Below are 25,634 nucleotides of genomic sequence, written 5' to 3' on the forward strand. Positions count from 1 at the left end.
TATCACATCCAGCATGTGAACGGATATCACAGGCGGTTGAAGGAGTGGATGGCGCGGTTCCATGGGGTGGCGACGAGCTATTTGAGGAATTATCTGGGCTGGCGAAGGATGTTGGAGCGTTATGGGCTGGCAGTGGATATCCCGCATTGCTTGCATGAGGCGCTGGGGCGCCCCATGCAACACGTAATTGGGACATAGCCTAAAAAAACGCCTCCATCGGGAGGCGTTTTTAGAGCGTCATAGCGCTGGCCTTACAGGATAAAGCGGCTCAGATCCTCGTCCTCGATCAGCTTGCCGAGGTGGGCGTTGACGTAGTCGACGTCGATCACGAAGGTCGCGCCGGACTGCTCGGAGGCATCGTAGGAGATGTCTTCCATCAGTCGCTCCATCACGGTGTGCAGGCGGCGGGCGCCGATGTTCTCGGTGCGCTCGTTGACCTGCCAGGCGGCCTCGGCCAGGCGGCGGATGCCGTCCTTGGTGAACTCGATCTTGACCCCTTCGGTCGCCATCAGCGCCTGATACTGGTCGGTGAGAGAGGCGTTCGGTTCGGTCAGGATGCGTTCGAAGTCTTCGGTGGTCAGTGCGGTCAGCTCGACCCGGATCGGCAGACGACCCTGCAGCTCGGGGATGAGATCCGACGGGCGTGCGACCTGGAAGGCGCCGGAGGCGACAAACAGGATATGATCCGTCTTCACCATGCCGTGCTTGGTGTTAACTGTGCAACCTTCGACCAGCGGCAGCAGATCCCGCTGTACCCCCTCGCGGGAGACGTCGGGGCCGGAAGACTCGCCGCGCTTGCAGATCTTGTCGATCTCGTCGAGGAAGACGATGCCGTTGTTCTCGACCGCGTGGATCGCCTTCTGCTTCAGCTCCTCCGGGTTGAGCAGGCGAGCGGCCTCCTCCTCGATCAGCGCCTTCATGGCCTCCTTGACCTTGATCTTGCGCTTCTTCTTCTGCTGCTGGCCCAGGTTCTGGAACAGCCCCTGCAGCTGGTTCGCCATCTCCTCCATGCCCGGCGGGGTCATGATGTCGACGCCCATGGGGGTGGCGGCCAGATCCAGCTCGATCTCCTTGTCATCCAGCTGACCTTCCCGCAGTTTCTTGCGGAAGATCTGGCGGGTGTTGGAGTTGTCGGCCTTCTCCTCCTCCCCCCAGCTGTTGCGCGGGTTGGGCAGCAGGGCGTCGAGGATGCGCTCCTCGGCGGCTTCCTCGGCGCGGTATTTCATCTTCTCCATCTCGGTCTCGCGCACCAGCTTGATGGCGACATCGGTCAGATCGCGGATGATGCTGTCCACTTCCTTGCCCACGTAGCCGACCTCGGTGAACTTGGTCGCTTCCACCTTGATGAAGGGGGCGTTGGCCAGCTTGGCGAGGCGACGGGCGATCTCGGTCTTGCCGACGCCGGTCGGGCCTATCATCAGGATGTTCTTCGGGGTCACCTCGTGGCGCATCTCCTCGCTGAGCTGCATCCGGCGCCAGCGGTTACGCAGGGCGACGGCCACCGCACGCTTGGCATCGGCCTGGCCGATGATGTGGCGGTCCAGCTCGTGAACGATTTCTCTCGGGGTCATCTCGGACATGATGGCATTCCTGTATCCGGGGCGGGCAGGGCCCACCCCTTGCAAATTGGCAAAGAGGGGCCTTACTTCGGCTCGGTCTCTTTGGGCGCGTACTCCAGCACTTCAACCGTGTGGTGCTGGTTGGTGAAGACGCAGATGTCACCGGCGATCTTGAGGGACTTCTCGACGATGCTCTTGGCATCCAGATCGGTGTTCTCCAGCAAGGCGGTGGCCGCCGACTGGGCGAAGTTGCCGCCCGAGCCGATGGCGATGAGATCATGCTCCGGCTGCACCACGTCACCGTTGCCGGTGATGATGAAGGACTTGTGCTCATCGGCGACCGCCAGCAGGGCCTCGAGGCGGCGCAGGGCGCGATCGGTGCGCCAGTCTTTCGCCAGCGCCACGGCGGCGCGCTCCAGATTGCCCTGGTGGGCCTGCAACTTGGCCTCGAAACGCTCGAGCAGGGTGAAGGCATCGGCGGTACCGCCGGCGAAGCCCGCCAGCACCTTGCCGTTATAGAGACGATGAACCTTGCGGGCGTTGCCCTTCATGACGGTGTTGCCGAGGGATACCTGGCCATCCCCCCCGATCACGACTTGGCCGTTGCGGCGGACAGAAACTATGGTAGTCACTTTACTTACCTCGCTTGAGCCGAAAAACGGCCTGACTGTGCATGGCAAGAAAGATGGGGGTCAGGCCGGAGTTTTTCAACCCTGCCGATGGCGCGGATAAAAGAGGGCGTCATATGGCCTGCAGGCCAGACGGAGGACAAAAAGAAGGCAGGGTGTTGAGCCCTGCCTGCTGTCTGGTGCGAACGAGTATCAGCCCTTCTTGGGGATACAGCCGCTGATGCCGGCGCCTTGCAGCTTGCGGTTGGCCGCATCGACGGCGGGCTTGCCGCTGAAGGGGCCGACCATCACCTTGTAGACGGTGCCGTTGGCGCCATTGACCACCTGCAGGCTGGAGGAGAGGCCGGCGCCGAAGGCGATGCGCGCCTTGAGCGATTCGGCGGAATCCTGGGAGCGCAGGGCGGCGCACTGCATCATGTAGCGACCATTGTCCGCCGCCGCAGTCTGTTGCGACGCGGCCGCCTTGGCCTTCTCCTGTTCGGCCCGCATCTCCTTCTCCATCCGCGCGAGCTCGGCCTTGCGGTCGATCACCTGCTCCTGGGCACTGGTCACGGGGGCCGGCTTGGTCGGTTGCACCGGTTGCGGCTGGAAGGGCTTCACCTGGCCGATGGGCGTCCCCGGCTGGGGAATATCGGTCGGTATCGGCTGCGGCAGTTTCTCCGGCTGCAGGGTCAGGGTGTCAGCCGGTTGGGGCGGCAGCACGCCCGGTTGGGGCGGCGGCTCCATGATGTCCACCTGCTTGTTCTCCAGCCGCTCTATGTAGCTCCACTTCTCCTGCGGCAGGCCATCGTTCTGTGCCTTCGGCTTGTTGGCCTTGACCTGTTCTTCGATGGTGGGGGCATCCGCCCCCTTGCCGTTGATCAGATAGAGGAAGGCGCCAAAGCCGACGACCAGGGCCCCGGCCAGCAGTGCCGGGATAACAGGAAAGCGGCGAGGTGCCGCTTTCTTGGTGTTACGACCACCGGCCCGTCGTCTCGGGCTGTTGCCGACGTAATCCCGGGTCGCCATCTATTACATGCGCTCCAGGGTGTGGATGCCCAGCACGCCCAAGCCCAGTTTCAGGACCTTGGCGGTGGCGGCACACAGCAGCAGACGGCTCTGACGGCTGGTTTCGTCTACGCCGTCCTTGTTGATCGGGCAGGCTTCGTAGAAGGTCATGAAGTTGCCGGACAGCTCGTACAGATAGGTGCAGAGCAGGTGCGGCATGCCCTTGTCCGCCACGCTGTTGACCGCGTCGGAGAACTGGATCAGCTTCTGGGCCAGCACCTCTTCCGCCTCTTCGTTCAGCACCAGGTTACCGCCGAGGGTGTCGGCATCGACGCCGGCCTTGCGGAAGATGGACTGGATACGGGTGTAGGCGTACTGCAGGTAAGGGGCCGTGTTGCCTTCAAACGACAGCATCAGATCCCAGTCGAAGATGTAGTCGGTGGTGCGGTTCTTGGACAGGTCCGCGTACTTGACCGCACCCATGGCGATGGCTTGCACCACCTTGGCCTTCTCTTCGGCAGACAGGTCGCTGTTGCGGCTCTCCAGCAGGGCGGCGGCGCGATCTTCTGCCTCGTTCAGCAGCTCGACCAGCTTGACGGTGCCACCGGAGCGGGTCTTGTAGGGACGGCCGTCCTTGCCCAGCATCATGCCGAAGGCGTGGTGCTCGAGAGGCACGGACTCCGGCACATAACCCGCCTTGCGGGTGATGGTCCAGGCCTGCATCAGGTGCTGGTGCTGACGGGAATCGATGAAGTACATGACTCGCTCGGCGCCCAGGGTTTCGTAACGGTACTTGGCACAGGCGATGTCGGTGGTGGTGTAGAGGAAACCGCCATCGCTCTTCTGGATGATGACGCCCATGGGCTCCCCATCCTTGTTCTTGTACTCGTCCAGGTAGACGACGGTGGCGCCGTCGCTCTCGACCGCCAGCCCGCGGGCCTTCAGATCGGCGACGATCTGGGGCAGCATGTCGTTGTACATGGACTCGCCCATGATGTCCTTGCTGGTCAGGGAGACATTCAGGCGGTCGTAGTTGCGCTGGTTCTGTTCCATGGTCATGTCGACCAGCTTCTTCCACATGGTGCGGCAGTACTCATCGCCACCCTGCAGCTTGACCACGTAGTTACGGGCGCGCTCGGCAAAGGCTTCGTCTTCGTCGTAGTAACGCTTGGCCTGGGTGTAGAAGGCTTCCAGGTCGCGCAGCTCCATGTCGCTGGCGTGCTCGTTGGCCATCTTCTCCAGATAGGCGATCAGCATGCCGAACTGGGTGCCCCAGTCACCGATGTGGTTGGCGCGCACCACCTTGTGGCCGAGGAATTCCAGGGCACGGGCCGCCACGTCACCGAGGACTGTGCTGCGGATGTGGTGCACCGCCATCTCCTTGGCCACGTTCGGGGCGGAGTAATCCACCACCACGGTTTGCGGGGTCGGCAGTTTCACGTTGGCGTTGGCGCTCTGCACCATGGCTTCCACCTGACCGGCCAGCCAGCGCTGGTCGAAGAAGAAGTTGATGAAGCCGGGGCCAGCGATCTCGACCTTGGCGATCAGGTCAGAGGCGGGCAGGTGCTCGATGATGGCGGCAGCCAGCTCGCGGGGATTCTTGCGGGCCGGTTTGGCCAGCAGCATGGCCAGGTTGGTGGCCAGGTCACCGTGAGCCTTCTCCTTGCATCGGTCTACTTGCACCCGGGCTTCCAGGTCGGCCGGCAACACGCCTGCTGACTTCAGATTGGCTACCGTTTGTTCAAGTAGATGATGAATATGCTCTTTCATAACTGACCACCGAGGTTGCGCGTCGAAAAATGACTGACTAGATAAGGGCGTGAATTTTACCCGCATCGGGCCGAGAAAACTATAGGAATGGCCCGCCCGTATTGGTACGGCGGATATTTCACTGCGTTTCTCACCACATTCCAGAATAATGAGCCGAATAAGTGGTGGTTATCCATTTCTACTGCATATCGAAGCGGCTTGTCCAGGCTATTTTCCCCTGATTGTTAAGGGGTTATTTATTCCGGTCCGATCGGAATGATCTCGCCTCCTGAGGCTGTCGTATCATCAGGAGAAATCGGCATGAGGGCGATCCCGATGAAACTGGCGTTATTTCCACTCTCCGCTCACCTGCTGCCCGGTGGCATCATGCCGCTGCGCATCTTCGAGCCTCGCTATCAGCGCATGGTCGCCGAGGCGCAGGAGCGGGCGTTTGCGCTCTGCATGCTGGATCCCCGCCAGCCGGAGGCGATGCGCAACATGTACCCCATCGCCACCCGGGGGCGGATCATCGATTTCGATCTGCTGCCGGACGGCCTGCTCGGCATCACAGTGCTGGGGCTGGACAGGGTCAGGATCTGCGATCTGTGGCAGGAACCCGATGGCCTGCGGGTGGGAGAGGTGGAGCTGCTGCCGCCCTGGCAAACCGGTCGGCTCAGGGCCGATCAGCATGCGCTCGCCAAGGCGTTGCAGGATGTGTTCAACGATTACCCCGAATACGCGGCCCTCTACGCCCAACCGGACTGGGACGACGCCAGCTGGGTGGCGCAGCGCTGGCTAGAGGTGCTGCCTATCCCGGTGGAGCAGAAGCAGTGGTTGCTGGCGGCCAGGGACAACCAGCCCGCGCTCTCCCTGCTGAGCGGCCTGCTGGTGGCGAGTCACTGAATTTAATCGCCGCCGCAGATCCTTTTTGGCGGGCCCTCGTACTGAAGAGGACTGTTCCCATCAAGGTAGGGTGCGATGACATATACTAGCCAACCATCTATTCGGCACAGGACCTCCGCGCCCATGGACAGTCCCGACGGGGATCTCAAGTCGCAGCTGCTGCGGGTGGCCGAGCAGGCCGACCGGACGGCCTTCTGCGCCCTGTTTCACCACTTCGCCCCCCGCATCCGCGGCTATGGCCTGCGCCATCTCGGCAGCGAAGCCAATGCCCTGGAGCTGGTGCAGGAGACCATGCTGCTGGTGTGGCAGAAGGCGCGGCTCTACCACCCCGAGAAGGGGGCACCGACCACCTGGATCTACACCGTCATGCGCAACCAGTGCTTCGACATGCTGCGTCGGCGCCGGGCCAGCAAGGAGGATCTCTGCGCCGAGGAGCTGTGGCCGGTGCTGGAGTTCAGGGCGCAGGAGGATCACCTGAGCGAGGGGGAAGGCGCCGTGCTGACGAGCCAGATGGCCCATTACCTCGCCATCTTGCCGGAATCCCAGCAGCAGGTGGTGCGCGGCATCTACCTGCAGGAGTTCTCCCAGCAGGAGCTGGCCGCGCGGCTCGGCGTACCGCTCGGCACCATCAAGTCCCGCCTGCGTCTCGCCTTACAGAAGCTCAAGGAACAAGTGGAGCAAGATCATGATTAAAGCCCACCCCACCCACGTCATGTTGCATGCTTTTGCCGCCGGTGAACTGCCACTGCCGCTGACGGTCGGCGTCTCCGCCCACTGTGAACTCTGCGCCGATTGCGGTGTCAGACTGCGCCGCTACGAGGCGGAGCTGGCGGCGCATCATCTCCACGAGCCAGTCGCCGCAGAGGTTGAGGCGACGGTGCTGGACGCCCTGCTGGCGAACATCCTGCAACAACCCGTCCTCCTCGAGACTGCCCCCGTCGATCCTGTCCCCGAATTGCAGGTGGGCGATCGAGGCTACCGGCTACCCAGGGCCCTGGCCCGCTACCACAGGGTCAACTGGCGGCGTTTTGGCGCCATTCGCCAGCACAGTCTGCCGCTGACCGAGCAGGGGGCCCGTGCCAGCCTGCTGCATATCGAGGCCGGTGGGCGCATCCCGGAGCACACCCATCGCGGTTATGAGCTGACCCTGCTGCTGGCGGGCAGCATCCAGGATGGCGAGACGCGCTATCAGGCCGGCGACTTCATCTGGTGTGATGCCAACCACGCCCACAGCCCGCATACCCCGGACGGCTGTCTCTGCTACACGGTGCAGGATGCGCCTGTGCAGTTCACCAGGGGGCTGTCGCGGCTGCTCAATGGCATCAGTCATCGCCTCTATTGAGGACGCTGACGCAATAAAAAGGGACCGTATCGGTCCCTTTTTTCATTCATGTCACCGCAGTGGATCAGGCCACGAACACCAGATAGACGGCGAAGGCCACCACGAAGCGGTAGATGGCGAACGGGATGAAGTCGAGGCGACGGATCAGTGCCAGGAAGGTCTTGATGGCGATCATGGCCACCACGAAGGCGGTGACGAAGCCCACCGCAAACATGGGGAAATCGGCCATAGAGAGGAAGTCGCGGCTCTTGTAGAGGTCGAGCCCGCTGGCCGCCACCATCATGGGCACCGCCAGGATGAAGGAGAACTCGGCCGCCGCCTGGCGGCTGATGCCCATCAGCATACCGCCGCTGATGGTGGCGCCGGAGCGGGAGAAGCCGGGCCAGAGGGCGAGGCACTGGAACAGGCCTATGCCGAATGCCTGCTGGTAGCTGATGTCATCCAGTGTCTCGGAGCGCACCGCAGGGCGGAACTTCTCGGCAATGATCAAGAGGATACCGCCGGCGACCAGGGCATACATCACCGTCTCGGGGCCAAACAGGTTCGCCTTGATCCAGCTGTGAATGGCGAGGCCGATGATCACGGCGGGCAACATGCCGAGGATGATGTGGATCAGCGACAGGGTGGCGTGGCCGGGTGCCGGCTTCTGGCCGAAATGGATGCCGATCAGGCCGAACAGGCGGCGCCAGAACACCGCCACCACCGCCAGGATGGAGCCCATCTGAATGACCACCTCGAAGGTGGCGGCCTTGGGGCCTTCGAAACCGAGCAGATGGCCGACGATGATCATGTGGCCGGTGGAGGAAACGGGCAGAAACTCGGTCAGGCCTTCCACTATGCCCAGCACGAAGGCGACAAAGAGGGCGTAGGACTCTGTCATGATTCAGATCTCTTGGTTGATGGGTCCGGATAAAAGCAGCCCCGAGCGGAGTCGGGGTAGCCAATGATGGAGGAAAAGCGGGCGGGCAACCAGAGAATATTGCGGCGCGCCGGGGTGGGTGATGGCAGGATTTTCGGCGTTCACCACCATCATTTTCAGAGTGACCCATCGCGCAAGTGGATGGTGCCGCTCATGCCGGCTGTGTGGGGTGCTACAGCCAGCATCTTTTGCTGCCGCCCTAGACCGAGGCATTCGGTCCGGAATCTCGCTCAGGCAGGCGACCGGTTTCGTCAGACCAGCGTGGCCTCGATCCTCTGCCGCAGCTCCCCGTCCAGCGGCGGCAGACTCAGGGCGTCGACCGCACTCACTATCTGTTGCGGACTGCTGGCACCGATCAGGGCGCAGCTCACCACGGGGTCACGCAACACCCATTGCAGCGCGAGCTGGGACAGCGCCTGTCCGCGCTCCTGTGCCAGTGCATGCAGGGCCCGGATGGTGGCCAGCTTCTGGGGGGTGATCTGATCGGGTTGGAGGAAGGGGCTGTTGCTGGCGGCGCGGGAATCGGTGGGGATCCCGGCCAGGTAGCGATCGCTCAGCAGGCCGCCGGCCAGGGGGGAGAAGGCGACTACCCCCACCCCCTGCTCGCGGCAGACCGGCAGGGTCTGCGCCTCTATCTCCCGCTGGAACAGGGAGTATTTGAGCTGATTGACCAGACAGGGGGTACCGAGCTCGGCCAGCCGGGTTGCCGCCCTGGCGGCCAGTTCGGCCGGATAGTTGGAGAGGCCGACGTAGAGCGCCTTGCCTTGGCGCACCATCAGCGCCAGCGCCTGACAGGTCTCCTCCAGCGGGGTGCGGGAGTCCGGCCTGTGGTGATAGAAGATGTCCACATAGTCGAGGCCGAGCCGGCGCAGGCTCTGGTGCAGGCTGGCGAACAGGTACTTGGCGCTGCCGCCGTCCCCATAGGGGCCGTCCCACATCACATAGCCCGCCTTGCTGGCGATGATGAGCTCGTCCCTATAGGGGGCCAGGCTGCCCTTGAGCACGGTGCCGAAGGTGGTCTCGGCAGAGCCGGGGGGCGGCCCGTAGTTGTTGGCGAGATCGAAGTGGGTGATGCCCAGATCGAACGCCTGGTGCACCATGGCCTTCACCCTGGCGGGATCGCTGCCCTCGCCGAAGTTGTGCCAGAGTCCCAGCCCTATGCTGGGCAGCCGCAGGCCGTGATGGCCGGCCTGACGATAAGGCTGGCGCTGGTAGCGGTCGGTCGCGGCGAGATAGCTGTCATCCATGTTCATCAAGACTCCTGAGTTGGCTCGATAAGTCGCAGGTTCGGCCCCTTCTTCCACTCTTGCTCAAGCAAGCGGAGGAAGGGGCCTGTACAGGCGTTAGCCTGCGGGGATAAAGCGATAACGGGTCTGGTGGTGATACCGCTGGCCCGGCAGCAGCCAGGGATCCCCCAGCTCGGGGCGGTTCGGGCTGTCCGGCAGCTGCTGCGCCTCCAGACAGAAGCCGGCGTGGTCCTGATGACGGCCGCCCGCTCGATCCGGGGTATTGGCCAGCCAGTTGCCGGTGTAGAACTGGAGCGAAGGCTGGTTGGTGTAGACCTCGAGTGCCAGTTGCCCATCCCCTGACAGCACCCGCGCCGCGCACTCCTGCTCGGGGCCGTTCAGCAGAAAGGCGTGATCGTAGCCCTTGGCTTGCTGTTGCTGGGGATGGCTCAGCCACTGCTGACCGATGAGGCGCTCGGCGCGCAGATCGAAGGGGCCCTCCACCGGTTCAACGGCGAGCGGCAGGCCGCGCTCATCGGTGGGCAGGAAGCGATCGGCGTTGAGCCGAATGTGGTGGCTGCGCACATCACCGCCGCCATCCAGATTGAAGTAGGCGTGGCTGGTGAGGCTGACCGGCGTCGGCGCATCCGTGGTGGCCTTGAACTCCACCACCAGATCGCACTGTTCCAGTCGATACTCCAGCGTCACCCTCAGGTTGCCGGGAAAGCCCTGATCCCCCGCCGGTGACAGCAAAGCCAGTCTGACCCGATCCGGCTCCAGCTCCTTTATCTGCCACTGACGGCGATGAAAGCCATCCCGCCCGCCGTGCAGGCAATGGGGCGCCTGATTGGCGTCCAGGGACCAGCGCTCGCCGTCTCGCACCAGCTCGGCGCCGCCGATCCGGTTGGCAAAGCGCCCCGCCACCGCCCCCAGCCACACCTGCTGGGTTGGATAGGCGTCATCGGCGCAGCCGAGCAGCACCTCGCGCCGCTCCCCCGCCACCGACAGCGTCAGAGAGCTGAGAATGGCGCCGAAATCGAGGCCGCGCAGGCGCAGCCCCTCTTCGTTTTCCAGCTCGAATGGCATCATGGCTTGATGGGTCATAGCCTGCCTGCCCCGGCTTTGGCGCTGCACACATAGCAGTCGGCGGTGAGGCCAAACTTGGCCGGGTATTCGGCCTCGACCAGAGCTATCACTTCATCCACCTGCTCCGGACGCAGCAGGGCGACCACGCAGCCGCCGAAGCCGCCCCCCGTCATCCGCACGCCACCCTGGGTGCCGATCCTGGCCTTGATGATCTCCACCAGGCCGTCGATGGCGGGCACCGTGATCTCGAAGTCGCCCTGCATGGCGGCGTGGGACTCGGCCATCAGCTCGCCGAGGCGCACCAGATCACCGCTGGCCAAGGCATCGGCGGCGGCCAGGGTGCGGGCGTTTTCCCCCACCACGTGGCGGGCACGGCGATAGCAGGCCTCGTCCAGCCCGGCCTTGCCGGCCTCCAGTGCGGCGAGATCCAGATCCCGCAGCGCCTTGACCCCATAGTGGCGGGCGGCGGTCTCACACTGCTGGCGGCGGGTGTTGTATTCGCTGTCCACCAGGCCGCGGCGCACGTTGGAGTTGACGATCAGCACCGCCAGATCGGCGGGCATGGGGATGAGGCGAGTCTCCAGGGAGCGGCAGTCCAGCAGCAGGGCGTGATCCGTCTTGCCGCTGGCGGAGATCATCTGATCCATGATGCCGCAGTTGCAGCCGACGAACTGGTTCTCCGCCTGCTGGCCATTGAGGGCGATCTCGGCCTGGCTGATGTGAAGCCCCAGCGCCTCCTTGAAGGCCTGGCCGATGGCCACCTCCAGCGAGGCGGAGGAGGAGAGGCCCGTGCCCTGCGGCACGTTGCCGGAGACCACCAGGTTGAGGCCGCGCAGGACATGGCCGCGCTCCTGCAGGTGCTTCACCACGCCGCGGATGTAGTCGCTCCAGCGCTGGTCCGGGTGATGGCTGATGGGCTGATCGAGATCGAACTGGTCGCGCTGGTTGTCGTAGTCGGCAGCCACCACCTGTACCAGATTGTCGTTGCGCAGGCCGATGGCGACGCAGGTCTCGTAGTCGATGGCGCAGGGCAGCACGAAGCCGTCGTTGTAGTCGGTGTGCTCGCCGATGAGGTTGACGCGGCCGGGGGCGCGCACCAGCAGGTCGGGTTGCTGCTTAAACTGCTCGGCAAAAACGGCGCTGACGCGTTGGCTGGGGGTCATGGGGTTACCTCATTGGCTTGATTGGTCTGGTTGTAGTGAATGGGAGAGAGCGCGCGCAGCCGTTCAGCGGCTTGCTCAGGGGTCAGGTCCCGCTGGGTTTCCGCCAGCATCTCGAAGCCCACCATGAACTTGCGCACGGTGGCGGAGCGCAATAGCGGCGGGTAGAAGTGGGCGTGCAGTTGCCAGGCCTCGGGGCAATCCGAGTTCGGCGGCGCGAAGTGCCAGCCCATGGAGTAGGGGAAGCTGCATTCGAACAGGTTGTCGTAACGGCTGGTGAGTTCCTTGAGCGCCCGCGCCAGATCCTCTTGTTGCTCGGGGCTGAGGCTCAGCAGGGAGGGCACATGGGCCTTGGGCAACAGCAGGGTCTCGAATGGCCAGGCGGCCCAGAAGGGCACCACCGCCAGCCAGTGCTCTGTCTCCACCACGATGCGGGAGCGATCCTTCAGCTCCCGCTCCACGTAGTCGAGCAGCAGCGGGCGGCCGTGTTCGGCCAGCCAGTCGCGCTGGTGGGTTTCTTCACGGGCGATCTCGTTGGGCAGGAAGTCGCTGCCCCACAGCTGACCGTGGGGGTGCGGGTTGGAGCAGCCCATGACGGCGCCTTTGTTTTCAAAGACCTGCACCCATTCCCACTGCTGGGACAACTCGGCCACCTGGCTCATCCAGGTGCGGATCACCGCCTCAATGGCGGCCAGTGGCAGCTCGGGCAGGGTCTTGCCGTGATCCGGCGAGAAGCAGATGACCCGGCTGGTGCCACGGGCGGCCTCCAGTTTGAGCAGGGGATCCTGCTCGTCGCCGGCGGCCGGGGTGTCCTGCATCAGGGCAGCGAAGTCGTTGGTGAAGACGAAGGTGTCCTGATAGTCGGGGTTCTGGTCGCCGGTGACCCTGTGATTGCCCGCGCAGAGGAAGCAGTCCGGATCGTGGGACTGGCTCGGTGCCTGACTTATCTTCTCGATCTGCCCCTGCCAGGGGCGCTTGGCCCTGTGGGGGGAGACCAGCACATACTGGCCGGTCAGCGGATTGAAACGGCGGTGGGGGTGATCAACCGGGTTGAACATCGTCACTCCTCAAAACTGAATGAAAAATGGGGTAAAGGCGACATCAGAAAACCGCTCCCGTAATGGGGTGAGCCGCCTGGCCTTCTGGATCTGGTCCCTCTCCCCTTGGGAGAGGGCGGGGTGAGGGGAATTTTCCCCTCATGGTTAGCATAAGGATCTCTTTGTTCGCCCCCTCATCCCCAACGCTTCTCCCGCGAGGGGAGAAGGGGGCAAGAACGAAAAGAGCGGACATCAGGCTTCATAGCCCTGTGGATTGGTGGACTGCCAGCGCCAGCTGTCGGCGCACATGGCCGCGAGATCCCGGCGGGCATGCCAGCCCAGCTCGCGCTCCGCCTTGGTCGGGTCGGCCCAGCACTCGGCGATGTCGCCTGGGCGCCTCGGCTCGATGCGGTAGGGCAGGGGGTGGCCGCTGGCCGCCTCGAAGGCTGCCACCATCTGCAACACGCTCTGGCCCTGGCCGGTGCCCAGGTTATAGGCGTGCACGCCGCCCCTGTGGGTGCAATGCTGCAGTGCCTTGACGTGGCCCTCGGCGAGATCCATCACATGGATGTAGTCGCGCACCCCTGTGCCGTCCGGGGTGTTGTAATCGTTTCCAAAGACGGAGAGGCAGTCACGACGGCCGATGGCGACCTGGGTTAAAAATGGCATGAGATTGTTCGGAATGCCTTGCGGATCCTCCCCCAGGGTGCCGGATTCATGGGCGCCGACCGGGTTGAAGTAGCGCAGCAACGTCATGCTCCAGTGGGGTTCGGCGGCCTGCAGATCCTCGAGGACCTGCTCGATGATCAGCTTGGACTGGCCGTAAGGGTTGGTGGCACTGCGGGGGAAATCCTCGCGGATGGGCGTGCTGGCCGGATCCCCATAGACGGTGGCTGACGAGCTGAACACCAGGTTGTGGACGCCGGCACGTTTCATCGCCTGCAACAGGGTGAGGCTGCCACCGAGGTTGTTCTGGTAGTAGTCGAGCGGAATGCGGGTCGACTCGCCGACCGCCTTGAGGGCAGCGAAGTGGATGACCGCGGTGATCTCCTGCTCGGCGAAGATCCGATCCAGCAGGGCCTCATCACGAATATCTCCCTGATAGAAAAAGGGTTCTTGTCCGCTGATGGCCGCGATCCTGGCTAGCACGCCGCGCTTGCTGTTGCACAGATTATCCACTACCACGGGTTCCATGCCCGCCGCCTGCAGGGCAAGGCAGGTATGGCTGCCGATATAGCCGCAACCGCCGGTGACCAGTACTTTCATCTTCTTCTCCACACTCGTTCCCCACACAAGGAAAGCCTGAACAGGAGTCTAGCCGAGGCGTTCCACCTTAAACTGTGAGCAGCGTAACATAATTGTGTAAACGATTACACTTTGTAGGTGAGTGAAAATGAAGCGCTATCGGTATTTCCCCTGTCATCACTGGCATTGCCCGGTATAATGGCTCGGTCTTGAACCGTGAAAGAAGTGAAAACAGCATGAGCACCATCAAGGATGTCGCCCGTTTGGCCAATGTATCGGTGGCAACGGTTTCACGGGTGATGAACAACTCACCCAAGGCCAGCGCCGCCTCTCGCGAGGTCGTGCAAAAAGCCATGGCCGAGCTGGGCTATACCCCCAATGCGAACGCCAGGGCGCTGGTCAGCCAGACCTGTGACACCATGGGGGTGGTGGTCGGCGACGTGGCCGATCCCTTCTTCGGCGCCCTGGTCAAAGGGGTGGCTGCGGTGGCGGTGGAGCAGGGGCTGCATCTGTTGATGGGTAATGGTTTTCACAGGGCGCAGCAAGAGCGGGAAGCCATCGATCTGCTGATCGGTAAACGCTGCGAGGCGCTGGTGGTGCACAGCAAGGCGCTGAGTGATGAGGAGTTGATCGATTACGCCCTGCGGGCCCCGGGCATGGTGCTGATCAACCGCGACATTCCGTCCCTGAAGGGGCGCTGCATCTCCCTCAACAACCGGCAGGGGGCGGCTACCGCCACCCGCCATCTGCTGGAGCTGGGTCATCGCCACATCGCCTTCGTCAGCTCGGATCACGCCATCGAGGATGCCCTGCTGCGCCACCAGGGCTATCAGGACGCCCTGTTCGAGGCGGGCCTGAGTGCGGATCCCGAGCTGGTCGAGAGCGGTATACCCAATGAAGAGGGGGGCGAGCGCGCCATGCTCAACCTGCTGGCCAAGGGGTTGCCCATCACGGCCGTGGTGGCCTACAACGACGCCATGGCGGCCGGTGCCATCTCGGTGCTGGCGGACAATGGCCTCAAGGTGCCGGAAGAGGTCTCGGTGGTCGGTTTCGATGACATCATCTACGCCAGATACCTGAGACCCAAGCTCTCCACCATGCGCTACCCCATCGAGCTGATGGCCGCCCAGGCCGCCAAGCTGGCGCTGCAACTCGCCGCAGGGGAGAGTGAGGCGGTGCAGAGCCGCGTCTACACGCCGACCCTGATCAATCGCCACTCGGTGGCGCCAGTCAGACCCTGATCCCGGTTTCTGTTTTGCCGCCTCGATGACGATGGGGGGCCGAAGCGGCGTATAGCCGCCAGGGCTCCCGCGCCAATACACCCTTGTTGTGGTCACTTTGCCGCTGCAATGACGTGGTTGAGGTGTCAGCTACTCGCCAGGTCTTCCCCTCAGTCGTCACTCTGCCACGCCAGTCCACCCCTTGTTACGGGCACTTTGCTGCTGCAATGACGTGGTTGAGGTGTCAGCTACTCGCCAGGTCTTCCCCTCAGTCGTCACTCTGCCACGCCAGTCCACCCCTTGTTACGGGCACTTTGCTGCTGCAATGACGTGGTTGAGGTGTTAGCTACCCGCCAGGTCTTCCCCTCAATCGTCACTCTGTCGCGCGATCAGCCCCCGATCCTGCTTCATCACCTGTGAGCGACGCCACCAAGGCGCAGCGACTCGTCCACCTGCCGACAAGTCACCACTCGATCAGCCCTCGATTCCCCACTCCATCGTCGCCATCGGGCTGTTGATGACGACGGCTGCTCATTTTTACTCATCTTTAATCATTTTTACCCCGTTTTACTTAACAATTGCAGTGTAATCGTTTACACCTGTGTGAGCGGGATCGCCGTTTCCGGCGTGAAACTCTCCTACACTGCATAGGTTTTCAATACTCATGCAGGGAGAGAAGAGGATGCTCAGGGAGATCTTGGCCCGCCAGGACTGGCAGACCCAGGCGATCACGTCCGTCAATCGGTTGGCCGCTCATACCCCTCTGTCCAGTTGGCGCAGTGAAGCCGCCGCGCGGGCGGGGCTCGCCTCATCGTCACGGATGTTGCTCGACGGTGACTGGCAGTTCTCTTTCTTCGAGGCGCCCGAGCAGGTGCCCGATGCCTGGCTCGAGCAGGATTTACCCGGGGCGACCAGCATCCGGGTGCCTGGCAACTGGCAGCTGCAGGGTTTCGATCGCCCCATCTACACCAACATCAAGTACCCCTTCCCCTGTGATCCTCCCAGGGTGCCGGCACTCAATCCCACCGGCTGCTACTCCCGCGAGCTCGAGCTGCCCGCCGACTGGCTGGCCAGCGGCCAGACCCGCATCATCTTCGACGGGGTGGACAGTGCCTTCTATCTGTTCTGCAACGGTCGCTGGGTCGGTTACTCCCAGGACAGCCGGCTGCCCGCCGAGTTCGATCTGACCCCCTTCCTGCACGCCGGTACCAACCGGCTGGCGGCGCTGGTGCTGCGCTGGTCCGATGGCTCCTATCTGGAGGATCAGGACATGTGGCGCATGAGCGGCATCTTCCGCTCCGTCAGTCTGCTCCATAAACCGGCGCGCCAGCTGCAAGATATCCGGCTGACGCCGGTGCTGGACGCCTGCTATCGGGATGCCCGCCTCAAGGTGGAGCTGCAGGTCAACGAGGGCGCCGGGCTGGCGGTGGAGGCGAACCTCTATTTTGGCGAGCAGCCGGTAACCAGCCTGCGTCAGCCCCTCGGCACCGGTCCCATCGACGAGAAGGGCGCTGACGGGGACAGGGGAGAGCTGTGGCTGGAGGTGCCTGCGCCCCACAAGTGGAGCGCCGAGACCCCCTATCTCTATCGGTTGACCCTGACCCTGCTGGATGAACAGGGTACGCCCATCGAGAGCGAGGCCTATGATGTGGGCTTTCGGGCGGTGGAGATCCGTGGCGGTCTGCTGCGGGTCAACGGCCAGCCCCTGCTGATCCGTGGCGCCAATCGTCACGAACACGATCCCGCCCTGGGCCACGTGGTGACCCCCGCCGCCATGGAGCAGGATCTGCTGCTGATGAAGCGGAACAACTTCAACGCGGTGCGCTGCTCTCACTACCCCAATCATCCCGATTTCTATCGACTGTGCGATCGGCTCGGCCTCTATGTGGTGGACGAGGCGAACCTGGAGACCCACGGCATGAGCCCCATGGGGCGGCTGGCGCGGGATCCCGCCTGGAGCTGCGCCTTCCTGGAGCGGGTCACCCGCATGGTGGCACGGGACTTCAACCATCCCAGCATCATCATCTGGTCCCTCGGCAACGAGTCCGGCTATGGCCCGGCCCACGACGCCATGTACCAGTGGGTCAAGCGGGCCGATCCGAGCCGCCCGGTCCAGTATGAGGGTGGCGGCGCCGATACCCCGGCCACCGACATCATCTGCCCCATGTATGCCCGCACCCACCAGGATCAGCCCTTCCCGGCGGTGCCCAAGTGGGCGCTGGCCAAGTGGATAGGCCTGCCGGACGAGACCCGGCCGCTGATCCTGTGCGAATACGCCCACGCCATGGGTAACAGCCTGGGGGGCTATGCCCACTACTGGCAGGCATTTCGCGATCACCCCCGGCTGCAGGGCGGCTTTGTCTGGGATTGGGTCGATCAAGGGCTCGACAAGCACACAGATGACGGGCGCCATTATTGGGCCTACGGCGGCGACTTCGGGGACAGTCCCAACGATCGCCAGTTCTGCTGCAATGGCCTGCTGTTCCCGGACAGGACACCTCACCCTTCCCTGTTCGAGGCCAAGCGGGCCCAGCAGCCCTTCGTGCTGAGCTTGCAAAGCCGGCAGCCGCTGCGGGTCGAGATTCGCAGCGAGTATCTGTTCCGGGTCACGGATAACGAGTCGCTGCGCTGGCGACTCTGTGAGGACGGCATCACCCTGCAAGAGGGTGAGTGCCCGCTCACGCTGGCCCCTCAGGGCAGTGTGACGCTGACCCTGCTCGAGCGGCTGCCGGGCTTCACTGCCGGCTCACAGGCCTGGCTGGATCTCGCCGTGGTGCAACCGGATGCCACGGCCTGGGTCGAGGCGGGGCATGAGGTGGCACGCCAACAGCTTATTCTGCCAACGCCGATGGCATTACCAGCGGCCTTTGGCTGCGCCACCTTGAGTGAGCAGTCAGATCATTGGCTGATTACCGCCTCAGGCAGTGAGTGGCAACTGGACAAAACCAGCGGTCGCATCCGCAGTTGGTGCAAGCAGGGTCGCGAGCAGTTGAGGGAGGCCATCGCCGATCACTTCTATCGGGCGCCGCTCGACAATGACATAGGCACCAGCGAGGCGGATCACGCCGACCCCAACGCCTGGATCGCCCGCTGGCAGGAGGCTGGACTCAACGACCTGCAGCATCGTTGCCTCGGGCTGGAAGTGAGCCCTGACCAAGGCGTGATCCTGGTCCGCCATGGCTACTTCGTCGGCGAGGAACTCAAGTTGCTGACGCGCTGGCAACACAGTTTCGATATCCATGGTGGCATGAGACTCGATATCCGGGTGGAGGTCGCCGCCGACATGCCCTCCCTGCCCCGCCTCGGTGCCCGGCTCTGGCTGGTGGAGGAAACAAGCGATGTGAGCTGGCTGGGGCGCGGTCCCCACGAGAACTACCCGGATCGCCTGCTCGCCGCCGACATCGATCGCTGGCAGTTGCCGCTCGATGCCCTGCACACCGGCTACGTGTTCCCGACTGACAACGGGCTGCGCTGCGACACCCGCCAGCTACAGCTTGGCGAGATTGCCGTCGAGGGCCAGTTCCACTTCAGCGTCAGTCGCTACAGCCAGCTACAGCTCGCCCAAGCGCGCCATCAGACCGATTTGCGGGCAGAGGGGGGGCTGCACCTCTGCCTCGATGGCTTCCACATGGGGGTGGGGGGCGATGATTCCTGGAGCCAGAGCGTGCGATCCGAATATTGGTTGCGGCCGGGGAGCTACCATTGGAACTGTGTTCTACGCTGAATCTGACTCGGCCCTGAATCGAAAAAAGACCCGTTAGACGCTAAAATGACTCAACTAATTAATTTATAACGAATTTGTCTCTATGTAACAGAGTGTAAACGTTTTCATTTTGTCGTCAGGATCACAGATCACCGGACAACAAACTGATTACATTAGGCTGGCGCCAGTTCAAACGGTGTACAGCATTCCCTACAAAAACAGATATCAGAGATCGGAGCATAACAATGAAAAAACTCACGACAGTCGCCACCCTGCTGATGGGACTGATGGCGGGAGCCCAAGCCCAAGCCGACACCCGTATCGGCGTCACCGTCTACAAATATGACGACAACTTCATGGCCGTCGTGCGCAAGGCCATCGAGAAGGAAGCGGTGGCCAACCCCGGGGTCGAGCTGCTGATGAATGACTCCCAGAACGACCAGTCCAAGCAGAACGATCAGGTCGATGTGTTGCTGGCCAAGGGCGTGAAGGCGCTGGCGATCAACCTGGTTGACCCGGCGGCGGCCCCTGTCGTGATCGAGAAGGCCCGTGCCGACGAGATCCCCGTGGTGTTCTACAACAAGGAACCGAGCGCAGCGGATCTGGCCAGCTATGACAAGGCCTACTACGTGGGGACCGACTCCAAGGAGTCAGGCATCATCCAGGGTCAACTGATTGCCAAGCACTGGAAGGCACACCCTGAGTGGGATCTGAACAAGGATGGCGTCATCCAGTTCGTGCTGCTGAAGGGCGAGCCTGGCCACCCGGATGCGGAAGCCCGTACCACCTACGTCATCAAGACCCTGAACGACGGCGGCCTGAAGACCCAGCAGCTGCACATGGATACCGGTATGTGGGATACCGCCATGGCGAAGGACAAGATGGATGCCTGGATCTCCGGCCCGAACGCCAACAAGATCGAAGTGGTCATCGCCAACAACGACGGCATGGCAATGGGCGCTGTTGAATCCCTCAAGGCTCAAGGCAAGACCGCCATCCCGGTGTTCGGCGTCGATGCCCTGCCGGAAGCCCTGGCCATGGTCAAGAGCGGTGCCATGGCGGGTACAGTGCTGAACGATGCGGCCAACCAGGCCAAGGCGACCTTCGAGCTGACCAAGAACCTGGCTGAAGGCAAGCCGGCCGGTGAAGGCACCAACTGGAAGATCGATAACAAGGTCGTCCGCGTTGCCTACGTGGGTGTGGATAAAGACAACCTGTCTCAATTCGAATAATTCCCTCCTCCTGGGCAAGGGAGACCCCCTTGCCCTCTGTTTCAACCAGATGTGATGGCTGATATGACAACACGGCAACAATCAGAATGGCTGTTGGAGATGATTGACGTCAGTAAGAGCTTTCCCGGCGTCAAGGCACTCGATAATGTCAATTTACGGGTCCGTCCTCATTCTGTGCATGCGTTGATGGGCGAGAATGGCGCAGGGAAGTCCACGCTGCTCAAATGCTTGTTCGGCATCTATGAAAAGGATCAGGGCAAGATCTTCTTCAAGGGCGAGGAGATCAACTTCACCTCCTCCAAAGAAGCCCTGGAAAACGGCGTTTCCATGGTGCACCAGGAGTTGAACCTGGTATTGCAACGCACCGTGATGGACAACATGTGGCTCGGTCGCTACCCCACCAAGGGTCTGTTCGTCGACCACGGCAAGATGTACCACGACACCAAACAAATTTTCGACGAACTGGACATCGACATCGATCCCAGGGTCAAGGTCGCGACCCTCTCCGTCTCCCAGATGCAGATGATCGAGATCGCCAAGGCATTCTCCTATGACGCCAAGATCGTCATCATGGATGAGCCCACCTCGTCACTGACCGAGAAAGAGGTCAATCACCTCTTCAAGATCATCAACAAGCTCAAGGAAAAGGGCTGCGGCATCGTCTACATCTCCCACAAGATGGAAGAGATCTTCCAGCTGTGCGACGAGATCACCATATTGCGGGATGGGCAATGGGTGGCAACCCAGCCGCTCAAGGGCATGACCATGGATCAGATCATCGGCATGATGGTCGGTCGCGAGTTGACCCAGCGCTTCCCGGAGAAAACCAACCAGCCCAAAGAAGTCATCCTCGAAGTCGAGCATCTGACGGCCAAGAATCAGCCCTCCATCAAGGATGTGACCTTCGACCTGCACAAGGGGGAGATCCTCGGCATCGCCGGGTTGGTGGGGGCCAAGCGTACCGACATCGTCGAGACCCTGTTCGGTATCCGCGATCATAACGAGGGCGTCATCAAGCTGCATGGCAAGGTGGTGGCCAATCGCAACGCCCACGAGGCGATCCAGAACGGCTTCGCACTGGTGACCGAGGAGCGCCGTTCCACCGGCATCTACTCCCGTCTCGACATCGCCTTCAACTCCCTGATCGCCAACATGGACAGCTACAAGAGCTCCATGGGGCTGCTCAGCAACAACAAGATGAAGAGCGATACCCAGTGGGTCATCGACTCCATGCGGGTCAAGACCCCGACCCAGCAGACACAGATCGGCTCCCTGTCCGGTGGCAACCAGCAGAAGGTCATCATAGGCCGCTGGCTGCTGACCCAGCCGGAGATACTGATGCTGGACGAACCCACCCGCGGCATCGACGTAGGCGCCAAGTTCGAGATCTATCAGCTCATTCTGGAGCTGGCGAAGAAAGACAAGGGCATCATCATCATCTCCTCCGAGATGCCTGAGCTGCTCGGGATCACGGATCGCATCCTGGTCATGAGCAATGGCCGGGTCGCGGGGATCGTCAACACCAAAGAAACTGACCAGAGCGAGATCCTGCGCCTGGCATCTCTGTACCTATAAGACAGGAAGACATTTATGGAGTCGGCTAAAAATTTCAATCTGATGCAGGCGCTCAAAGAGAACGGCATCTACGTGGTGTTGCTGGTGTTGCTCATGATCATCGTGATCAAGGAGCCCTCCTTCCTCAGCCTCACCAACTTCAGCAACATCCTGACCCAGTCCTCGGTGCGGGTCATCATCGCCCTCGGGGTGGCGGGCATCATCATCACCCAGGGTACGGATCTCTCGGCCGGTCGTCAGGTCGGTCTGGCGGCGCTGATCGCCGCCACCATGCTGCAGGCCCTGACCAACGTCAACAAGGTGTTCCCCAGCTTGGGTGAAGTGCCCATTCCGGTGGTGATCCTGCTGGTGTGTGCCGTGGGTGCCCTGATCGGTCTGGTCAATGGTCTGATCGTGGCCTACCTGAACGTGACTCCCTTTATCACCACCCTGGGGACCATGATCATCGTTTACGGCATCAACTCGCTGTACTTCGACTCCGTGGGTGCCTCTCCGGTGGCCGGCTTCGATCCCCGTTTCTCCAGCTTCGCGCAGGGATTTATCCGGATAGGGGGCTTTAAACTATCCTATCTGACCTTCTATGCGGCCATCGCCAGCGTGTTTGTCTGGGTGCTGTGGAACAAGACCCGCTTTGGCAAGAACATCTTCGCTATCGGTGGCAACCCCGAGGCGGCCAAAGTGTCCGGCGTCAACGTCGCCGTCAACCTGGTGATCATCTACGCCCTGGCCGGTGTCTTCTACGCCTTCGGCGGCATGCTGGAGGCAGGCCGGGTCGGCAGTGCCACCAACAACCTCGGCTTCATGTATGAGCTCGATGCCATCGCGGCCTGCGTGGTCGGCGGCGTCTCCTTCGCCGGTGGTGTGGGCACGGTGGCCGGTGTCATCACGGGGGTGCTCATCTTCACCCTGATCAACTACGGTCTGACCTACATCGGCGTTAGCCCTTACTGGCAGTTCATCATCAAGGGCGGCATCATCATTTTGGCGGTCGCACTGGACTCCATGAAGTACGCCAAGAAGAAGTAAGCGTTACCAGAGAGGGCCGGAAACATTCCGGCCCTCTCTATTTGGAGGGACCCAATCCATGCCATTCAAAGTCAAGATCAACGTCCTCTTGCTGCTCGCCATCCTGGTCACCATCGGCACCGCCTGGCTCAGCGTGAATCACTTCATCAGCGGTTACATCCGCACCCAGGCCACCCAGAACATCAACGAGCAGATCACCCTGGTCAAAGAGAAGCTGGCTGGGGACATCAATCAGAAAGTGCTGCTGGCCGCCAACCTCAACCTCGGGGTGACCAGCGTCAAGAAGGCGCTGCAAGAGACCGGCTTTCAGAACATCGTCAAGCTGATCGGCGACATGGCGTTCGACGTGAACGGGGTCATCGACGATGCGGCCAGGGTCGAGGCACTGCGCAAACTGATCCCGGCCGCCAACAACCAGATCACCGTCAGCTCGCTGGAGCAGCAGGATGGCAAGCCAGTCATCTCTATCCTGGTGCCGCGGGGGGCCGATTCCGCCTACCTTTACTATCTCGACATGAGCGAATTCAAGCAGTTGCTTGAGAGGGTGAGTGGAGAGGGGCGCTACTTCTCCCTGAGCGACAGCCAGGGCAAGGTGCTTTATAGCAGCAAGCCCAAGGGAGAGAGCGAGACTCGCCCCAACCAGCTGGATATCCGGGGCAGCCAGTGGACCCTGACCGGTTACGTGGATCTCGACCATATCCAGGCCATGACCCAGGCGCTCAACGGCAAGATCACCCTGGCCCTGCTCGGGGTGGCGGCGCTGGTGCTGCTGATCTCCATGGTGGCGCTCAACCTGGCCTATAGACCCATTCTCTCCTTGCGGGATCTGGTGCAGGAGCTGTCACAGGGCAGCGGCGATCTGACCCGCCGCCTGACGGTGACCAGCAAGGACGATCTCGGCCAGATCTCGACCGGCATCAACCGTTTCATCGAGCGGCTGCAGGAGATGATGGGGGAGGTGAGGGAGGCCAGCGGGCAGCTCAATGAGGGGATCTCGGGTCTGGCCAGGCAAACCGGTTCGGCGCAGGGGTTGCTGGCAGAGCATGTGCGTGAGACGGAGCAGGTGGTCACCGCCATCAACGAGATGAGCCGCACCGCCGTATCGGTATCGGAGAGTGCGGCCAGCACGGCCGAGCTGACCGGCCAGAGTCAGCAGTTGGCCAGCCAGTCGCGGCTAGTGGTCGATCAGGCCATGGCCAGCGTGACCGCACTGGTGGCCGAGGTGGAGACCACGGCAAACTCCATCGCCGCCATGCAGCAGGACGTGCAGCAGATAGGCTCCATTCTCGGGGTCATCGGCAGCATCGCCGAGCAGACCAATCTGCTGGCACTGAACGCGGCGATCGAGGCCGCCCGAGCTGGGGAACAGGGGAGAGGCTTTGCCGTGGTAGCCGATGAGGTGCGCTCTCTGGCAGGACGCACCCAGCAGAGCACCGCCGAGATCCAGACCATGCTGATCCGGTTGCAGCGGGGCACCCAGACCGTGGTGGTCGCCATGGGCAACACCCGGCAGAGCTGCCAGGACGCGGCGGAGAATACCAACAAGGTGAATGCGTCCCTGGATCTGATGGCGGGGGAGGTGGTGGAGATCAACGACCTCATCAGCCACATCGCCACGGCGGCCGAGGAGCAGAGCGCCGTCGCCGAGGAGATCAACCGCAACATGAGCGCGATTGCCGAGGTGATCACCCAGCTCAAGGGCAATGGGGAGCGGACGGCAGACAGCTCAACCTCGATGCAGCACACCTATGAAAGGCTGAGGGAGATAGTGGGGCACTTCCGGCTGGAGTAGTGGCGGCTGATATCGTTGTGTCTGACAGAGTGGCCGACGTAACACGCGGCCAAAAAAGATGGGGGCGACTTGCGTCGCCCCCGATAGTCTTATCGCTCATGTCCTTGAACGAAGTTGCTCCCTGCAATCCCTGACTATACCTCTTCCTTTAGGTTTCCCCTTCCCAATCCTTTGGGGTGTCCTTTAGCCATCTTGGCCTGACGAGTCATCCATTCCCGTCGCACTTTCTCCGTCCTGGGAGGTGTCCTTTACCACATCCTGTGGTGAGTCCATTTGCCCAACCCTGGCAGCCTGTCTTCCTGACCGACTTCTACTGCGTCCGTGCAGGAGTAACTATAAGGATTTCGGCGGGGACGACAATGGCACCTGGAAAAACGTTTTTATATAACTGGTTTCCCGAGAAATGATAATGACATTTTATTGTTATAAATCATTATCTTGTATTTTAATTGCGCAGGTTTTTCGATCTTGTCTTCCGACTATGGCGAGAGATTTACAGGTGCTTGGCTTACGCCATGAATGGCGAATGTCTTACACGCCGTTTAACTGAGGTTCAGAAAGTTAACAAGGGCTGGCGACGTTCACCGGATCAGGGGTGGCGTATGAGTGCGCACCATCATCCCTGAGGCCGCCATAAGGACCTGTTCCATACGGTTGGAGGTGGGCTAGCGAAATACCCGCCATCGTTGGTGGGGGGGCAACCGACTGGCTGCGTCATCAGAGGGGGAGAGCGCCAGATCATCGCCTGCGATTTATTGCCTGCTCACCGAGGTGGTTCGGGTTGAGCGCCAGGATGCCGGGCTAGCTGTTTGATAATGAGGAGAGAGGCAAGCCAAGAGGAGCTGCCTCCCTTGAGCTTCACCATTAGTAGTGCTGGCTGCCACCCTGCCATTGGCACACATATTCGGGAACCTGCATCTGGGAGGCCTGGCCAACATGGCACACCACCAGCGGCATGGCGGGGGCTCCCTGGGCACTGACCAACGTGGGAGTGGCGGGCAAAACCAGGGCGACGAGCAGAAACAGCGATTTTACCTTCATGGTTATCTCCTTGGTGATAGGACTCGGTGTGACATGGATCACGTTTTGAGTTAAGCCGAGCCGCCGCGCTACGCAAGGGAGTGAAATAAATTCAACTAATGAAAAAAGTTTAAAAACAGGGCGGGATGACCTTGCTGAAAAAATCACCGACAGGATGCGTTCAGAATGCATATCCATATAAGAGACATGAGATGAGCCCTGTC

The 25,634-nt window shown here is 61.9% G+C and carries 20 protein-coding genes and 1 pseudogene; 10 read left to right on the forward strand and 11 right to left on the reverse strand.

Translation table 11 applies throughout. The features are described 5' to 3' along the window. Positions 1–198, forward strand: a pseudogene (locus MM194_RS12395) (IS1595 family transposase); the annotation flags it as partial. Between the two features lie 53 nt (positions 199–251). Here MM194_RS12395 and hslU read toward each other — a convergent pair. The 4 genes from hslU to argS form a co-directional block, all read right to left on the reverse strand. Continuing rightward, positions 252–1,580: an HslU--HslV peptidase ATPase subunit gene (gene hslU / locus MM194_RS12400; protein WP_241343717.1), complete on the reverse strand. Its 1,329-nt coding sequence runs from the start codon at positions 1,578–1,580 to the stop codon at positions 252–254. Between the two features lie 62 nt (positions 1,581–1,642). After that, entirely contained in the window at positions 1,643–2,191 is a 549-nt protein-coding gene (gene hslV / locus MM194_RS12405; RefSeq protein ID WP_033128986.1) for an ATP-dependent protease subunit HslV, read from the reverse strand. A 189-nt stretch (positions 2,192–2,380) separates the two neighbouring features. Further along, positions 2,381–3,196, reverse strand: a complete 816-nt coding sequence (locus MM194_RS12410) for an SPOR domain-containing protein (RefSeq protein WP_033128985.1) — start codon at positions 3,194–3,196, stop codon at positions 2,381–2,383. Between the two features lie 3 nt (positions 3,197–3,199). Further along, positions 3,200–4,945 (reverse strand): arginine--tRNA ligase, encoded by a 1,746-nt coding sequence (gene argS / locus MM194_RS12415; protein WP_033128984.1) that lies wholly within the window; start codon positions 4,943–4,945, stop codon positions 3,200–3,202. A 315-nt stretch (positions 4,946–5,260) separates the two neighbouring features. On the opposite strand from argS, the gene MM194_RS12420 reads away from it, so the two are divergent. From MM194_RS12420 to MM194_RS12430, 3 genes are all read left to right on the forward strand, one after another. Further along, positions 5,261–5,827 (forward strand): LON peptidase substrate-binding domain-containing protein, encoded by a 567-nt coding sequence (locus MM194_RS12420; RefSeq protein WP_033128983.1) that lies wholly within the window; start codon positions 5,261–5,263, stop codon positions 5,825–5,827. Positions 5,828–5,950: 123 nt separating this feature from the next. Then, entirely contained in the window at positions 5,951–6,520 is a 570-nt protein-coding gene (locus MM194_RS12425; RefSeq protein ID WP_033128982.1) for a sigma-70 family RNA polymerase sigma factor, read from the forward strand. Beyond that, positions 6,513–7,169: a ChrR family anti-sigma-E factor gene (locus MM194_RS12430; protein WP_241343718.1), complete on the forward strand. Its 657-nt coding sequence runs from the start codon at positions 6,513–6,515 to the stop codon at positions 7,167–7,169. The genes MM194_RS12425 and MM194_RS12430 overlap by 8 nt, the downstream gene beginning before the upstream one ends. Before the next feature lie 64 nt (positions 7,170–7,233). On the opposite strand, the gene bacA is transcribed toward MM194_RS12430, so the two are convergent. The 6 genes from bacA to galE all read right to left on the reverse strand — a co-directional run bounded on the left by bacA (position 7,234) and on the right by galE (position 13,863). Beyond that, positions 7,234–8,049 (reverse strand): undecaprenyl-diphosphate phosphatase, encoded by an 816-nt coding sequence (bacA, locus tag MM194_RS12435; protein ID WP_033128980.1) that lies wholly within the window; start codon positions 8,047–8,049, stop codon positions 7,234–7,236. 290 nt (positions 8,050–8,339) lie between these two features. Next, complete coding sequence (locus MM194_RS12440; protein WP_241343754.1) at positions 8,340–9,335, reverse strand: aldo/keto reductase; 996 nt, start codon at positions 9,333–9,335, stop codon at positions 8,340–8,342. A gap of 96 nt (positions 9,336–9,431) precedes the next feature. Further along, entirely contained in the window at positions 9,432–10,403 is a 972-nt protein-coding gene (gene galM, locus MM194_RS12445) for a galactose-1-epimerase (RefSeq protein WP_033129047.1), read from the reverse strand. A gap of 11 nt (positions 10,404–10,414) precedes the next feature. After that, the gene (galK, locus tag MM194_RS12450) at positions 10,415–11,563 is read right to left on the reverse strand and encodes a galactokinase (RefSeq protein ID WP_033128979.1); all 1,149 of its coding nucleotides are present in this window, start codon (positions 11,561–11,563) and stop codon (positions 10,415–10,417) included. Continuing rightward, a complete protein-coding gene (locus tag MM194_RS12455) occupies positions 11,560–12,618 on the reverse strand; it encodes a UDP-glucose--hexose-1-phosphate uridylyltransferase (RefSeq protein ID WP_241343719.1) in 1,059 nt (352 codons plus the stop codon). Before MM194_RS12455 ends, galK begins: the two co-directional genes overlap by 4 nt. Positions 12,619–12,849: 231 nt before the next feature. After that, entirely contained in the window at positions 12,850–13,863 is a 1,014-nt protein-coding gene (gene galE / locus MM194_RS12460) for a UDP-glucose 4-epimerase GalE (RefSeq protein WP_241343720.1), read from the reverse strand. A 215-nt stretch (positions 13,864–14,078) separates the two neighbouring features. On the opposite strand from galE, the gene MM194_RS12465 reads away from it, so the two are divergent. From MM194_RS12465 to MM194_RS12490, 6 genes are all read left to right on the forward strand, one after another. Then, positions 14,079–15,083, forward strand: a complete 1,005-nt coding sequence (locus MM194_RS12465; protein ID WP_033128976.1) for a substrate-binding domain-containing protein — start codon at positions 14,079–14,081, stop codon at positions 15,081–15,083. Between the two features lie 661 nt (positions 15,084–15,744). Further along, positions 15,745–18,786: a beta-galactosidase gene (locus MM194_RS12470; protein ID WP_241343721.1), complete on the forward strand. Its 3,042-nt coding sequence runs from the start codon at positions 15,745–15,747 to the stop codon at positions 18,784–18,786. Between the two features lie 224 nt (positions 18,787–19,010). Further along, positions 19,011–19,997, forward strand: a complete 987-nt coding sequence (mglB, locus tag MM194_RS12475; protein ID WP_033128974.1) for a galactose/glucose ABC transporter substrate-binding protein MglB — start codon at positions 19,011–19,013, stop codon at positions 19,995–19,997. Positions 19,998–20,051: 54 nt separating this feature from the next. Further along, positions 20,052–21,572, forward strand: a complete 1,521-nt coding sequence (mglA, locus tag MM194_RS12480) for a galactose/methyl galactoside ABC transporter ATP-binding protein MglA (RefSeq protein WP_033128973.1) — start codon at positions 20,052–20,054, stop codon at positions 21,570–21,572. A 15-nt stretch (positions 21,573–21,587) separates the two neighbouring features. Then, a complete protein-coding gene (gene mglC, locus MM194_RS12485; RefSeq protein WP_033128972.1) occupies positions 21,588–22,598 on the forward strand; it encodes a galactose/methyl galactoside ABC transporter permease MglC in 1,011 nt (336 codons plus the stop codon). 58 nt (positions 22,599–22,656) lie between these two features. Then, on the forward strand, positions 22,657–24,390 hold the full coding sequence (locus MM194_RS12490; RefSeq protein WP_033128971.1) for a methyl-accepting chemotaxis protein: 1,734 nt from the start codon (positions 22,657–22,659) through the stop codon (positions 24,388–24,390). 864 nt (positions 24,391–25,254) lie between these two features. Here the strand turns inward: MM194_RS12490 and MM194_RS12495 are convergent. Beyond that, a complete protein-coding gene (locus tag MM194_RS12495) occupies positions 25,255–25,431 on the reverse strand; it encodes a hypothetical protein (RefSeq protein WP_193354243.1) in 177 nt (58 codons plus the stop codon). Between the last annotated feature and the right edge of the window lie 203 nt (positions 25,432–25,634).

Origin of the sequence: Aeromonas sp. MR16 (assembly GCF_022549315.1) — a bacterium.
GTDB classification, from domain to species: domain Bacteria; phylum Pseudomonadota; class Gammaproteobacteria; order Enterobacterales; family Aeromonadaceae; genus Aeromonas; species Aeromonas aquatica.